The sequence below is a fragment of the Mesorhizobium sp. M1A.F.Ca.IN.022.07.1.1 genome, assembly GCF_003997575.1.
In the GTDB taxonomy this organism is placed as follows: Bacteria; Pseudomonadota; Alphaproteobacteria; order Rhizobiales; family Rhizobiaceae; genus Mesorhizobium.
On record NZ_RZST01000173.1, the window covers coordinates 1 to 12,236 of the forward strand.

At 63.6% G+C, this 12,236-nt stretch carries 14 protein-coding genes; 9 read left to right on the forward strand and 5 right to left on the reverse strand.

Translation table 11 applies throughout. The features are described 5' to 3' along the window. The 3 genes from EOA75_RS19220 to EOA75_RS19230 form a co-directional block, all read left to right on the forward strand. Window positions 1-888 (forward strand): oxidoreductase (locus EOA75_RS19220; protein WP_127324905.1); only part of this gene is annotated, 888 nt, incomplete at its 5' end. A 90-nt stretch (window positions 889-978) separates the two neighbouring features. Beyond that, entirely contained in the window at window positions 979-1,257 is a 279-nt protein-coding gene (locus EOA75_RS19225) for a DUF982 domain-containing protein (protein WP_066998903.1), read from the forward strand. Between the two features lie 32 nt (window positions 1,258-1,289). After that, entirely contained in the window at window positions 1,290-1,529 is a 240-nt protein-coding gene (locus EOA75_RS19230) for a DUF2188 domain-containing protein (protein WP_067328195.1), read from the forward strand. Window positions 1,530-1,599: 70 nt separating this feature from the next. Here EOA75_RS19230 and EOA75_RS19235 read toward each other — a convergent pair whose 3' ends face one another. Continuing rightward, window positions 1,600-1,881, reverse strand: coding sequence for a hypothetical protein (locus tag EOA75_RS19235; protein ID WP_095802225.1), 282 nt, complete (start codon window positions 1,879-1,881; stop codon window positions 1,600-1,602). Between the two features lie 190 nt (window positions 1,882-2,071). Further along, the gene (locus EOA75_RS19240; protein ID WP_066998909.1) at window positions 2,072-3,040 is read right to left on the reverse strand and encodes an alpha/beta fold hydrolase; all 969 of its coding nucleotides are present in this window, start codon (window positions 3,038-3,040) and stop codon (window positions 2,072-2,074) included. 127 nt (window positions 3,041-3,167) lie between these two features. Here EOA75_RS19240 and EOA75_RS19245 point away from each other — a divergent pair, with 127 nt between their 5' ends. The 5 genes from EOA75_RS19245 to EOA75_RS19265 all read left to right on the forward strand — a co-directional run bounded on the left by EOA75_RS19245 (window position 3,168) and on the right by EOA75_RS19265 (window position 6,692). After that, window positions 3,168-3,908, forward strand: coding sequence for a competence/damage-inducible protein A (locus EOA75_RS19245; RefSeq protein ID WP_095802223.1), 741 nt, complete (start codon window positions 3,168-3,170; stop codon window positions 3,906-3,908). Between the two features lie 103 nt (window positions 3,909-4,011). Further along, a complete protein-coding gene (locus tag EOA75_RS19250) occupies window positions 4,012-4,845 on the forward strand; it encodes a universal stress protein (protein WP_127324906.1) in 834 nt (277 codons plus the stop codon). 211 nt (window positions 4,846-5,056) lie between these two features. Next, window positions 5,057-5,557: a xanthine phosphoribosyltransferase gene (gene gpt, locus EOA75_RS19255; protein WP_066998919.1), complete on the forward strand. Its 501-nt coding sequence runs from the start codon at window positions 5,057-5,059 to the stop codon at window positions 5,555-5,557. 219 nt (window positions 5,558-5,776) lie between these two features. Beyond that, window positions 5,777-6,265 carry an NUDIX hydrolase gene (locus EOA75_RS19260; protein ID WP_127248429.1) on the forward strand — a complete coding sequence of 163 codons (489 nt, stop codon included), beginning with the start codon at window positions 5,777-5,779 and terminating at the stop codon, window positions 6,263-6,265. Window positions 6,266-6,380: 115 nt separating this feature from the next. After that, window positions 6,381-6,692, forward strand: coding sequence for a PilZ domain-containing protein (locus EOA75_RS19265; RefSeq protein WP_127324907.1), 312 nt, complete (start codon window positions 6,381-6,383; stop codon window positions 6,690-6,692). A gap of 51 nt (window positions 6,693-6,743) precedes the next feature. On the opposite strand, the gene EOA75_RS19270 is transcribed toward EOA75_RS19265, so the two are convergent. The 3 genes from EOA75_RS19270 to EOA75_RS19280 form a co-directional block, all read right to left on the reverse strand. Beyond that, entirely contained in the window at window positions 6,744-8,549 is a 1,806-nt protein-coding gene (locus EOA75_RS19270) for an ABC transporter ATP-binding protein (RefSeq protein ID WP_127324908.1), read from the reverse strand. Between the two features lie 404 nt (window positions 8,550-8,953). After that, entirely contained in the window at window positions 8,954-10,633 is a 1,680-nt protein-coding gene (locus EOA75_RS19275) for an NAD+ synthase (protein WP_127324909.1), read from the reverse strand. Window positions 10,634-10,737: 104 nt separating this feature from the next. Further along, window positions 10,738-11,457, reverse strand: coding sequence for a DNA-3-methyladenine glycosylase I (locus EOA75_RS19280; RefSeq protein ID WP_067328175.1), 720 nt, complete (start codon window positions 11,455-11,457; stop codon window positions 10,738-10,740). Window positions 11,458-11,654: 197 nt separating this feature from the next. Here EOA75_RS19280 and EOA75_RS19285 point away from each other — a divergent pair, with 197 nt between their 5' ends. Beyond that, window positions 11,655-12,215, forward strand: a complete 561-nt coding sequence (locus EOA75_RS19285; protein WP_066998934.1) for a DUF1003 domain-containing protein — start codon at window positions 11,655-11,657, stop codon at window positions 12,213-12,215. Window positions 12,216-12,236 lie beyond the last annotated feature (21 nt).

Below are 12,236 nucleotides of genomic sequence, written 5' to 3' on the forward strand. Positions count from 1 at the left end.
GGCCTCTACTCCGACGGCAACGAGGCGGCGGCCAAGCGCACGCTCGATGCGGCCAGGCGCGTCGCTGCGCCCGGCACCAAATTCGGCGTCCAGCTCGCCCATGCCGGCCGCAAGGCATCCAACAGAAGGCCTTGGGAAGGCGGCGGCCCCCTGCAAGCGGGCGAGGATCCCTGGCAGACCGTTTCGGCTTCGGCCATCGCCTATGACATAGGGTGGAATATACCGCACGCATTGGGCGAGGAAGAGATCCGGCAAGTCATCCAACATTTCGCCGATGCGGCCAAGCGGGCCGAGCGCGCCGGCTTCGACTTCATCGAGCTGCACGCCGCTCACGGCTATCTGATCTTCCAGTTCCTGTCGCCGCTTTCCAACCAGCGCACCGACCGCTGGGGTGGCCCGCTGGAAAACCGCATGCGCTTCGCCGTGGAGATCGCCAGAGCGGTGAAGAAGGCAGCGCCGGGCCTGATGCTGGGGGCCCGCCTTTCGGTGAAGGAATGGGTCGACGGCGGCTTCGAGATCGAGGAGGCAATCGAAGTGGCCAAGGCGCTGAAGGCGGAAGGCGTCGCCTATCTGTGCTGTTCCAGCGGCGGCAATTCGCCGTTGCAGAAGCTGCCCAGCGGCCCCGGCTACCAGGTGCATCTGGCCGAAGCTGTGCGCAAGGGCGCCGGCATTCCGACGCGCGCCGTCGGCCTGATCGACGATCCAGAGCAGGCCGAGGCGATCGTGGCCGACGGCCGCGCCGACATGGTGGCTCTGGCGCGCGCCTTCCTTGCCGATCCGCGCTGGGGCTGGCGCGCGGCGGCGACGTTCGGCGAGGAAATCCGTCCGGCGCCGCAGCTGGCGCGCTCGGTCACGACGATGCAGCACTGGATGAAAGCGGCCGGCTGAACGGCTTGCACAGGTGACGATCGGCTGAGACCTTTGGGCGCAGCCATCCGCCACCATTGCAACCAAATTGGCCGTTTTACGTTGGCGGCCATGACAGACAGCAAGCCATTTGAGAAGCCGGTGGTCGTCGAACTCGGCCATGTCGGCAAATATCGCCAAATAAGCAGCACCCGCGAAGCGGCCGAGTGCCTGATGACCGTATGGCCGCTCAATCGCGGCCAGCGGCATCGTGATGCTCTCGATACTTGCCTGAAAGCGCTGGAGGGGTATCGTTCGACGGCGGACGCGCGCCGCGCGCTGATCGAGGCAGCCGAGGAATCTGAAGTGCTGGTTCCCGAAGAAAGGCTGTCCGACGGAAAGCTGCATTGAGCAGGCAAAGGGCTTCTCGACCGGAGGATTCCATGGCGAAACTGACCTACAAGATCGTCGAGCATGACGGCGGCTGGGCCTACATGGTCGGCTCGACTTTTTCAGAAACCTTTCCCACCCGCCAGGACGCGCTGCGCGCGGCTGAAATTGCTTCGGCCGAGCAGCAGGTCGCCGGCACCACGGATGGCATCCAGTATGAGGATTCCGAGGGTGTCTGGCATGACGAACTGGCCGATGGCCGCGACCGGCCGCAGACCGAAGTCTCAGATTAATTTCCGTCGCTCGACCTTGCTGCGACCGACGCTGTAAAAGCTTCACGTCGGTCGCTCGCTGGCGAACGGACTACTTGCCGCAATACTGGTCGTTGACGTTCGGGCCGGCATTCGCGTCGGGGCCGGCCGTATCCGAGGCGCATGGGCCGACGGCACCGTTGCCGAAGCTGTTTAGCGCGCTGGCGTCGCGATCGGAGTAAATGCTGCCCGTGGTGTAGGGATCAACCGGCACTTGCTTGCTATGGACCGGGCGATCACGATGCCACCACCACCAAGCGTCCGACGATTGTGCCATAGCCGAGGTGCCCATGGCCAGGACAAGCGCCGAGGCTGCAAAAATCTTCGTAAGCATGATTGGTCTCCATCTGGTGATTTGCCGCATTCTTGCTGGCCGGAAATTCGCCAGCCCGACACGGATTAGGACCGAGGGTTGGAGCCGAAGTTCCCGTTTAAAGTGTAGGTGAGGCGGAATGTCCGACACTTTTGTGTGACGGTTCGTGAACGGACGCGATCCCTCTCGGCCTTTGACTCGAACGGGATCCTCACGCTGGGAATGCGCGCGCGGCGATGCGCTCGATAAAGGCTACGACGCGTTCCGGTTCCACGAATTGCGGCATGTGCCCGAGCCCTTGGACGCGTTCGAAATCGAGCTCTCTGATCCTGCCCGGCATCGGTTCGCCATGAGCCGCGATGCCGATCACCCGGTCATCCGCGCCGAACAGAATGCCGGCCGGCATCAGGATCTCGCCATAGCGCTGTTCGAGGCGGCCGAGATCCTCTTCCACCGCCACGATATCGGTGGAGGTCGCCTGGAAATGGGCGGGCCGCAACCCGAGCCAACCACCTCCGGCGATCATGTAGTCCCCCGGCACGGCTTGCGGCGCAAAGATGAACTTCATCGTCGGCTCCGCATATTTGAGGCTGTACGGTATCGCTAAAGTATGGGCCAAGATCCAGCGCTTCAGGCGCGAGGGAACATAGAGCAGGTCGAATTTCTGGCGCACCCTCGCCTCCAGATGCGTCAGCGGCGCGATGAGCGCGATGCCGGAAATCGCCGTCGGATGCTCGATCGCAAGTGCAAGCGCGATGGCGCCGCCCAGCGAATGACCGACGATCAAAGGCCGTTCGAGCCCAAGCTCCTCGATGAAGCGCCGCACCACTTCCGCCTGTTCGGGCAGACGGCCGCTCGCCCCGCCCGCCCGCACCGAGTATCCCGAGCCCGGCCGGTCGAGAGCGATCAGCCGATAGCCGGCGCCGAAGCGGCCGAACAGCGTGTGCCGGAAATGGTGGAGTTGCGCGCCGAGCCCGTGCAGGAACACGATCGGCCTGCCCTCGCCTGCTTCGACATAGTGGATGCGGCTGCCGCCGATCTCGATGAACTTGCCGCACGCCGGTACCAGCCTCTCGGCCTTGGTCGCAATCCACCATGTTGCGAGCATGAAGCCGAGCACGACCGCGGCGGCCGCAACGAGCAGGCCACCGATCAGCCACGGCAAAATCGATATCAGCATCTTGCACCCGAGCCCTACCGACGCACCTTACTCGCAACCGTGTCTGCCACAAGAGCCCCGCCTCGCGTGCGCATTGCGGCCGGCTATCCGCCGCGTTATTTCAGGCCACCTGCAGCCGGAGTGAGCCATGCCCGAAATCGTCACAGCCGCCATGCTCGTCATCGGCGACGAGATCCTCTCCGGCAGGACCAAGGACAAGAATATCGGCCATCTCGCCGATATCATGACCGCGATCGGCATCGACCTGAAGGAAGTGCGCATCGTTCCCGACGAGGAGGACGAGATTGTCGCCGCCGCCAACGCGCTGCGCGCCCGCTACACTTATGTCTTCACCACCGGCGGCATCGGCCCCACGCATGACGACATCACCGCCGATTCGATAGCCAAGGCCTTCGGCGTGTCTTGCGAATACGATGCTAGGGCTTACGCCATGTTGGAGGCAAGCTATGCCGAGCGCGGTATCGAATTCACCGAGGCGCGCAAGCGCATGGCGCGCATGCCGCGCGGCGCCGACCACATCGATAATCCGGTGTCGATCGCGCCAGGCTTCCGTATCGGCAACGTTCACGTGATGGCCGGTGTGCCGTCGATCTTCCAGGCGATGCTCGACAATGTCGTGCCGACGCTGAAGACCGGCACCAGGATGCTGTCGGCCACCGTGCACTGCCCCTTCGGCGAAGGCCTGATCGGCGGACCGCTCGCCGACATCCAGAAGGCGCATCCCGACACCATTATCGGCTCCTACCCGAAATATGGCGACGGCAAATTCTGGACCGAGCTCGTGGTACGTGCCCGCGACGAAGCGGCTCTCGAGGCCGCGCGCCAGGACGTTGCGGCCATGGTGGCGGGCCTGTCGGCTGCGAGCTGACCCCGGAACCAGAAGGCGCGCGCCGACGTTTCTGGCACGGCACTTTCGTTGCGGCTATTGATGCCGGTGGCGATCTTGCGCCGATAAATTTGAGGGATCTGCCATGCGCTTCAAGACGATCGTCGCCATTCTGCAGAACGAACAGGACGCCGAGCGCGTGCTCGATTGCGGCATCCCGCTTGCCGAGCGGTTCGAAAGCCACCTCGTCGGCATCCACGCCGAAGCGCTTCCGGTCCCCTATACGTCGGCAACCGGTTTCCCCGACACCGAATTCCTGCAAGTCTCGGCCGAGATGAACAAGGAGCGCGCCGACAAGCTGCAGGCTGTCTTTCTCAGGCGCGTCGAGGATTCCGACCTGTCCTTCGAGTGGCGGAGCCTCGAAAGCTTCTCCGGCGACAGCGCGCTGACCGGCATTTCGAGCGTGCGGGCGGCTGACCTGATTATCGCCGCGCAGCGCGACACCGGGGGCGATCCGGGCGCCGATGTCGATACGCTGGTCTACGATGCCGGCCGGCCGGTGCTTGTCGTTCCGCATGCCGGGCCGCTCGTCACCACCTTCAGGCGTGTACTGCTGGCCTGGAACGGCAGTAAGGAAGCGGCTCGTGCAGCATTCGATGCCTTGCCCTTCATCAGCGAGGCGGACAAGACCGACATTCTCGTCATCGATCCGCCGGAAACGCTCGACGAGGCTCCCGAGGCGGCGGGCGCCGAGATCGCGGCTGCCTTGTCACGCCACGGCGCCAATGTCAGCGTTTCCGTGCAGAAATCGGGGGCAAGCTCGGTCGACGACATCATCCAGGAGAGGATCGCCGAATCCGGCGCCGATCTGCTGGTGCTCGGCGCCTACAGCCACTCCTGGCTGCGACAGCTCCTGTTCGGCGGCGTCACCCGCACCGTGCTGCGCACGGCAAACGTGGCAGCCTTCCTGTCGAGATAAGCCTGTCTCCGCGAAGTGGGAATCGGGTTCGGGGGACAAGGACATGTATCAAACAGGGAACTTGCACCGCGTCGCCTGAACAGCGCGACGCGGTATAAGTACACAGCCATCCCTGGCGGCCACCTTGCCAAGGCTGGCGCTTTCCGGCTAATTCCGGCTGCATTCCATCGTATCTGCGCGCTGCGGCGCGCGCTTGCGGAGTGCACGAACCATGTCCCTTCCCGAAAAAGCCTTTCCGGTCTCCTGGGACCAGTTCCACCGCGATGCCCGCGCGCTCGCCTGGCGGCTTTCCGGCACCAACAAAGGCCAGTGGAAGGCGATCGTCTGCATCACCCGAGGAGGCCTGGTGCCCGCCGCGATCATTTCGCGCGAGCTTGGCATCCGCGTCATCGAAACGGTCTGCGTCGCCTCCTATCACGACTACACCAGCCAGGGTCAGTTGCAGGTGCTGAAGGAGATCTCGCCTTCGCTTCTTGCCGATGACGGCGCGGGGGTGCTCATCATCGACGACCTCACCGATACCGGCAAGACGGCCGGTATCGTGCGCGCCATGATGCCGAAGGCGCATTTCGCCACCGTCTATGCCAAGCCGAAGGGCAGGCCTCTGGTCGATACATTCGTCACCGAGGTCAGCCAGGACACTTGGATCTACTTCCCGTGGGACATGGGTTTCACCTATCAGAAGCCGATTGCCGACGATCACGCCGGCTGATCGTTGGAAGCTGCTGTTTCCGTCCAGCGCCCGCCCAAATCACTGTTTGCCGCATAGAAAAGGCTCTCGGGGAGAAGGCTCACGGGGCGATGTTTCTCGATTGCCTGGCCCTGGCCGGGTTAACCAACCCGAGTGAAGTTTTTTACTTTTATCGTCTACAATACGTCGTAAGATTCGTTTGATGGCAAATGATTCTAGAGGCTCGGGGCAGCTTCTACGATGTTGATGAGGCCAACGACGCACAACCAGATGGCCGAAAGAGTCCGACGACTCTTCGGCTCAGTGCCTTGCCGCCTGCAGGTTGCAGCCCTGCCTTGGCGTGAGAACGAAAACGGCGTCGAGATCATGCTGATCACCAGCCGCGATACCGGGCGCTGGGTGCTGCCGAAAGGCTGGCCGAAAGCCAGGGAGCCGCTTTGCGTAGCTGCCGCCCGCGAAGCGGGCGAGGAAGCGGGGTTGCACGGCACGGTCTCGCATCTCGAAGCCGGCCGCTATTTCTACGGCAAGGTCCTGGCATCCGGCGAGGAAGTGCCTTGCGAGGTCCTGGTGTTCCCGCTCAAGGTCGACCGCGTCGCGGACCGCTGGAAGGAAAAGCGCGCCCGCACTCGCAGATGGGTCGGCTCCGCCGAGGCCGCCGGCATGGTCAACGAGCCCGATCTTTGCCAGATCATCGCCTATTTCTGCGCCGATCCGCATAGATTCGCCTGAGTCATCGCTCAAATAACGCATATGTGACCCGACGAGCATGCCGCACGTTGCGGTGCGCGAACATCGGTGCTTTGTGTGGTTAATGCAGTGCCGATTCGGATAATGGCGTCGATCGATGACGAACTCCGCGCAACCACTTGAAGAAAACTCCGGCGAACACCGGCGCGAGCACCGCCAGCGCGTGCTCAAGGGCGGGACGATCATCACCGGTATCCAGAATTCCGAGGTCAGTTGCACGTTGCGCAATCAGAATGCCGGTGGCGCCGAGCTGAAAGTCGCACCGGAATCACGCGTTCCCGATCGTTTCCTGCTCTACGTCCCGCTCGATGGCGTGGCTTATCGTGCGGAACTCCGCTGGCGCCGCAACAACCGCGTGGGCGTCAAGTTCACCGGTACCGAGGCCAAGCCCAAGTTGCACTACGGCTGACGGTCGGTCCGCAAGGCGGGAAGGCACCCGGCCGAAGCCGGATGCCTTTCCTCAGGCGACCAGGCCTTTGGTGAGTTCGAGCGCCTGGCGCTCGAACAGCCGACGGTAGATACCACCGTTCAGCCGGATAAGCTCGTCATGCGAGCCTTCCTCGATGATGCGGCCGCGGTCGAAAACCAGCAGCCGGTCGAGTGCCCGCACGGTCGAAAGCCGGTGTGCGATGACCAATGTCGTGCGCCCGACCATCAGCCGCTCCATCGCCTTCTGGATGAGCACCTCCGATTCGGAATCCAGGCTCGATGTCGCCTCGTCCAGGATCAGGATGCGCGCATCGGCCAGGAAGGCGCGCGCGATCGCCACGCGCTGGCGCTCGCCGCCCGACAGTTTCACGCCGCGCTCGCCGACCAGGGTTCCGTAACCCTTGGGCAGATCGGCAATGAAGTCGTGCGCGCTGGCGAGCTTCGCGGCATGCTCGATCTCGGCCTGCGTTGCGCCCGGCCTGGCATAGGCGATGTTCTCGGCCAGCGACCGGTGAAACAGGATCGGCTCCTGCTGCACGATGGCGATCTGGCTGCGCAACGATGATTGCGCAACCTTCGAGATGTCCTGGCCGTCGATCAGGATCCGGCCCCCGTTCACGTCATAGAGGCGCTGGATCAGCTTGACGAAAGTCGTCTTGCCCGATCCCGAATGCCCGACCAGCCCGACGCGTTCACCCGCGGCGATCTCGACCTCGAAGTCGCGATAGAGCGGCAGCCGGTGATTGCCGTAATGGAACGTCACCTTCTCGAACGCAATGCGGCCGTCCGTGATCCGGATCGGAGCTGCACCGGGCCGGTCCTCGATGCCGAGCGGTTCAGACTGGAAGTCGACCAATTCCTCCATGTCGTTGATCGAGCGCTGCAGGTTGCGGATATGCGTGCCGATATCGCGCAGATAGCCTTGCAGGACAAAGAACGACGTCAGTACGAAGGCGATGTCGCCGGCACTCGCCTCGCCCCACGCCCAAAGCATGAGCGCAAGGCCGATCACGGCCGCCCTCATCAAGAGCAGCATCGTGCCTTGCGTGGTGCCGTTGAACGTGCCGCGCACCCAGGTACGGCCCGTTCGCAGACGCCATTTGGCGACCACGCGGGCGAGCCGCGCTTCCTCGCGCGCCTCGGCGCCAAAACCCTTGACCACGGCATTGCAGCTCACTGCGTCGGCCAGCGCGCCGCCGAGGCGTGTATCCCAGCTGTTGGCGAGGCGTGCCGCCGGCGCGACGTAGCCAAGCGACAGCATGGCTGTGACAGCGATGAACAGCACCGAGCCGATCGCGATCACCAACCCCATCATCGGCCAGAACCAGCCGAGCAGCAGCGTCGAACCGACCAGCATGACGAACGACGGCAGCAGCGCGATCAGGATCGTGTCGTTGAGCAGGTCGAGCGCCCACATGCCACGCGTTATCTTGCGCACCGTCGAGCCGGCGAAGCTGTTGGCGTGCCAGTCCGTCGAGAAGCGCTGGACGCGGTGGAACGCGTCGGCGGCGATGTCCGACATCATCTTCAACGTCAGTTCGACGATCCCCATGAAGGCGGCGTTGCGCAGCACCACGGCCGCCAATGCCAGCGCCATTAGGATGGAGAACGCCGTCATTGCGGCGTGCCACGCAACCTCGTCGGCGCCGGCGCTGCTAGCGACCGCGTCGACCAGCCGGCCGGAATAGAGCGGCGTCAGCACGTCGGCCAGCGTCGAGAGCAGGAATGCGCCCATGATGAGCGACAGGCGCCACGGCTGGCGGCGCCAGTGGCCAAGCGTGAAGCCGAGCACGCTGCGAAAGGCGCTGGCGCGCAGATCTATTCTGAAACGAGCCATGATGTCATCCGGGCGCAGAGAGGCCCGGTCCCGCTAAAATCAAATTGGAAAACCCGCGCCGGCGCCTTATGGCGCCCTTAAAACGGGGAGGTTCAGTATGGCTGGTCGCGCGCCCTCGGTGGCGACCGGCAGAGCCAGATGCCTGCGGCTGGCCTTCCGAACGGAGTTCGGACGGCCGGTGCAGATCTAGGCTTCGCGGCCTCGCATAACGATGTCAAATCCTGCCATACGGTCCTCCCGAAAGGGAATCGCGGAAGCGCTCTTATAGACGCGGCTCACCATCTCGCCAAGGCAGGGCGGCGCCAGGAGGGCTTCTTGTCCGGCCACTGAGACGATTTTGCAACAATGGTGGATTGCGCTGCCAACAGCGCCGGTTCAGGCGAACAGCTTTGCGTTTCAGCTGACTAGCGGCGATCCCGGAACCGATTGGTGATCGGGTAGCGGCGGTCGCGGCCAAAATTCTTCTTCGTGATCTTCACGCCTGGGGCCGCCTGCCGGCGCTTGTACTCAGCAATGTAGAGCAGATGCTCGACGCGCGTCACCGTCGCCCGGTCGTGGCCGCGCGCGACGATGTCGTCGACGCCCATCTCGTGCTCGACCAGGCATTCGAGAATGTCGTCCAGCACCGGGTAAGGCGGCAGCGAATCCTGGTCGGTCTGGTTTTCGCGCAGCTCCGCCGACGGCGCCTTATCGATGATGTTCTTCGGAATGACCTCGCCCGATGGGCCGAGCGCCCCCGGCGGCACATGCGCGTTGCGCCAGCGCGCCAGCGCATAGACCTGCATCTTGTAGAGGTCCTTGATCGGGTTGAAGCCGCCATTCATGTCGCCATAGAGGGTGGCGTAGCCGACCGACATCTCACTCTTGTTGCCGGTGGTGACGACCATCGAACCGAACTTGTTCGAGATCGCCATCAGGATCGTGCCGCGCGCACGGCTCTGCAGGTTTTCCTCGGTGATACCTTCCTGAGTGCCCTCGAAGAGCTGGGTCAGCGCATGCCGGAAACCTTCGACCGGCTCGGAGATCGGCACGATGTCGTAACGGCAGCCGAGCGCGCGGGCGCAATCCTCGGCGTCCTTCAGCGAGTCCTTCGAGGTATAGCGATAGGGCATCATGACGGTGCGCAGCCGCTCCTCGCCAAGCGCGTCGACCGCCAGTGCAGCGCAGATCGCGGAGTCGATGCCGCCGGAGAGGCCGAGCACCACGTTCTTGAAGCCGTTCTTGTTCACGTAGTCGCGCAGGCCCAGCATGCAGGCCCGGTAGTCGGCCTCCTCCCGCTCCGGAATCTTCGACATTGGGCCTTCGGAACAGACCCAGATGCCATCCCTTCGCTTCCAGGTGGTGACGTCGACCGCTTCCTCGAACTGGCTCATCTGGAAGGCAAGCGTCTTGTCCGCGCCGATGGCGAAGGAGGCGCCGTCGAAGATGAGTTCGTCCTGGCCACCAAGCTGATTGGCGTAGATCATCGGCAATCCGCATTCGATGACCTGACGGATCACCACCTGGTGGCGGACGTCGATCTTGGCGCGGTAGTAGGGCGAGCCGTTCGGCACAAGCAGGATCTCGGCGCCGCTCTCGGCCAGCGTCTCGCAGACGGCGATGTCGCCCCAGATGTCCTCGCAGATCGGGACACCGATGCGCACCCCGCGGAAATTCACCGGCCCTTGCAGCTCCGGCCCGGCCTGGAAAACGCGCTTCTCGTCGAACTCGCCATAGTTCGGCAGGTCGAGCTTGTAGCGCTCGGCGATGATCTTGCCGCGATCGGCGAAGACGATGGAGTTATGCGTGCCGGTCCGGCGCTTCAGCGGCGTGCCGATGATGACGCCAGGACCGCCATCGGCGGTGTCGGCGGCGAAATCCTGCGCCGCCTTTTCGCAAGCCTGCAGGAAGGCCGGCTTCAGCACCAGGTCTTCCGGCGGATAGCCGGCGAGGAAGAGCTCCGTGTAGAGCACCAGATCGGCGCCCTGGCGGGTCGCATCCGCCCTTGCCTCGCGCGCCTTGGCGAGATTGCCGGCGACATCGCCGACGGTCGGGTTGAGCTGGGCGACGGCAATGCGCAGTAGGTCGGGAGCGGTCTGGGTCATGAATTGGATTTAGCGTGGCGGCAATCGCCGGGCAATGGCGATTGCTTGTGCCACCCAGGACTGGCCGGCGAATGCCGGTCATGTCCCGCCTCAGCCGGAGGCGATCAGGCCTGCTCGCCCATGTATTCGCGCAGCGTCTCCGGCGAATGGTTCTCGCCGATCGACATCGCCAGAATGCGCGAGATGTGCCGGCGCGGCAGCCCGGTCGCGGCGGACCATCGGTTGATCTGCGCCTGGATCTTGTCGAGATCCCGCTTCGAAGTCGGGCTTTCGGCGATGTCGAGACCGGCGTCGCGCAGCGCCGCCGCCATGTCGGCGGAAACAATGAAGGTGTCCCACTCCAGCCAGCGCAGAAAATACTGGCCGGTGTTGCCGCCGAGCCGGCTGCCATGCTTGCCGAGATAGGCGGTCAGCCCGACCTGGTCGTCGGCCGGCCAGTCGGCCAGGAACTTGCCGAAGCCGCCATGTTCCTTCGAGACGCGGTCGACGAAAGCCGCGTTGTCGCGCACGGATTTGATCTTTTGCGGGTTGCGCACGATGCGCTTGTCGGACGCCAGCTCGTGCCAGAAGTCGTCCGGCTGGAACAGGAGCCGCTTCGGCTCGAAGCCAAGGAACGCCTCCTCGAAACCAGGCCATTTCTGCTCGATCACACGCCAGACGAAACCGGCGGCAAAGATGCGCTCGGCCATCGTGGAGAGGATGCGGTCATCATGAACTTTCGCCACGGCAGCGTTGTCGGGCATAGGTCCGAGCAGCGACGCCAGCGCCTCTTCACCGCCCTTGCGTTTTGCCGCCCGGGCACGAATTCGCTGGAAATCGGCCATTTCCGCCCTCGCCTGTGCCGACCAATCTACCACTTCCCGTCAGGCTCGGTAGCCTCTACCTCTATACGCAATTCCAGGAAAAGTGCGAAGCGGTTTTCCGTCCGGAATTGAGTGAGCTAAGTAAGCAATCTCAGGAAAAAGTGCGCAGCGGTTTCCATCCGGATTCTTGGAACCCGGGCCTGACGACGGAGAGGACGATGAACAAGACGGTCGAGGATCTGTCGAACCGCTGGCTGAAGCGAAAGCCGGACGGTCTCTCTCCTCTCGAGAGCCGCGTGCTGAAGTCGACGCTGGAACGCACCACCATCACCAGGGACACCAACAAGGCAGTCGCCTTTCATCAGAGCTATGGCGATCGCGTTGCCGACACGATCGCCCGTATCGGCGGCTCATGGTCCTTCATTCTGGGCTTCATCGCCTTTCTGGTGCTGTGGACCTTTGGCAATGTCTGGCTCTTGTCGCGGAACGCCTTCGATCCCTATCCCTTCATCTTCCTCAACCTCGTGCTCTCGATGGTCGCCGCCTTGCAAGCACCGGTGATCATGATGTCGCAGAACCGCCAGACCGAGCGTGACCGCATCGACGCCGCCCATGACTATGAGGTCAACCTGAAGGCCGAGATCGAGATCATGGCGCTGCATGAGAAGCTCGACGAACTGCGCCACAGTGAGCTCATCGGCATGCGCGACGAGATCCTGCGCATGGCCGAGCAGATCAGGCGGATCGACGAGAAGCTGTCGGCGCGGTCGGCGGGCTGATGACCGAGGCCATCCATCGTC

Bases quoted from the DNA above. Each gene is read 5' to 3' on its own strand.
- EOA75_RS19280 (WP_067328175.1), bottom strand. From the start codon at position 11,457: ATGGCCGATTTCCAGCGAATTCGTGCCCGGGCGGCAAAACGCAAGGGC.
- EOA75_RS19245 (WP_095802223.1), top strand. From the start codon at position 3,168: ATGCCCGAAATCGTCACAGCCGCCATGCTCGTCATCGGCGACGAGATC.
- EOA75_RS19225 (WP_066998903.1), top strand. From the start codon at position 979: ATGACAGACAGCAAGCCATTTGAGAAGCCGGTGGTCGTCGAACTCGGC.
- EOA75_RS19230 (WP_067328195.1), top strand. From the start codon at position 1,290: ATGGCGAAACTGACCTACAAGATCGTCGAGCATGACGGCGGCTGGGCC.
- EOA75_RS19285 (WP_066998934.1), top strand. From the start codon at position 11,655: ATGAACAAGACGGTCGAGGATCTGTCGAACCGCTGGCTGAAGCGAAAG.
- EOA75_RS19265 (WP_127324907.1), top strand. From the start codon at position 6,381: ATGACGAACTCCGCGCAACCACTTGAAGAAAACTCCGGCGAACACCGG.
- EOA75_RS19270 (WP_127324908.1), bottom strand. From the start codon at position 8,549: ATGGCTCGTTTCAGAATAGATCTGCGCGCCAGCGCCTTTCGCAGCGTG.
- gpt (WP_066998919.1), top strand. From the start codon at position 5,057: ATGTCCCTTCCCGAAAAAGCCTTTCCGGTCTCCTGGGACCAGTTCCAC.
- EOA75_RS19240 (WP_066998909.1), bottom strand. From the start codon at position 3,040: ATGCTGATATCGATTTTGCCGTGGCTGATCGGTGGCCTGCTCGTTGCG.
- EOA75_RS19235 (WP_095802225.1), bottom strand. From the start codon at position 1,881: ATGCTTACGAAGATTTTTGCAGCCTCGGCGCTTGTCCTGGCCATGGGC.
- EOA75_RS19260 (WP_127248429.1), top strand. From the start codon at position 5,777: ATGTTGATGAGGCCAACGACGCACAACCAGATGGCCGAAAGAGTCCGA.
- EOA75_RS19275 (WP_127324909.1), bottom strand. From the start codon at position 10,633: ATGACCCAGACCGCTCCCGACCTACTGCGCATTGCCGTCGCCCAGCTC.
- EOA75_RS19250 (WP_127324906.1), top strand. From the start codon at position 4,012: ATGCGCTTCAAGACGATCGTCGCCATTCTGCAGAACGAACAGGACGCC.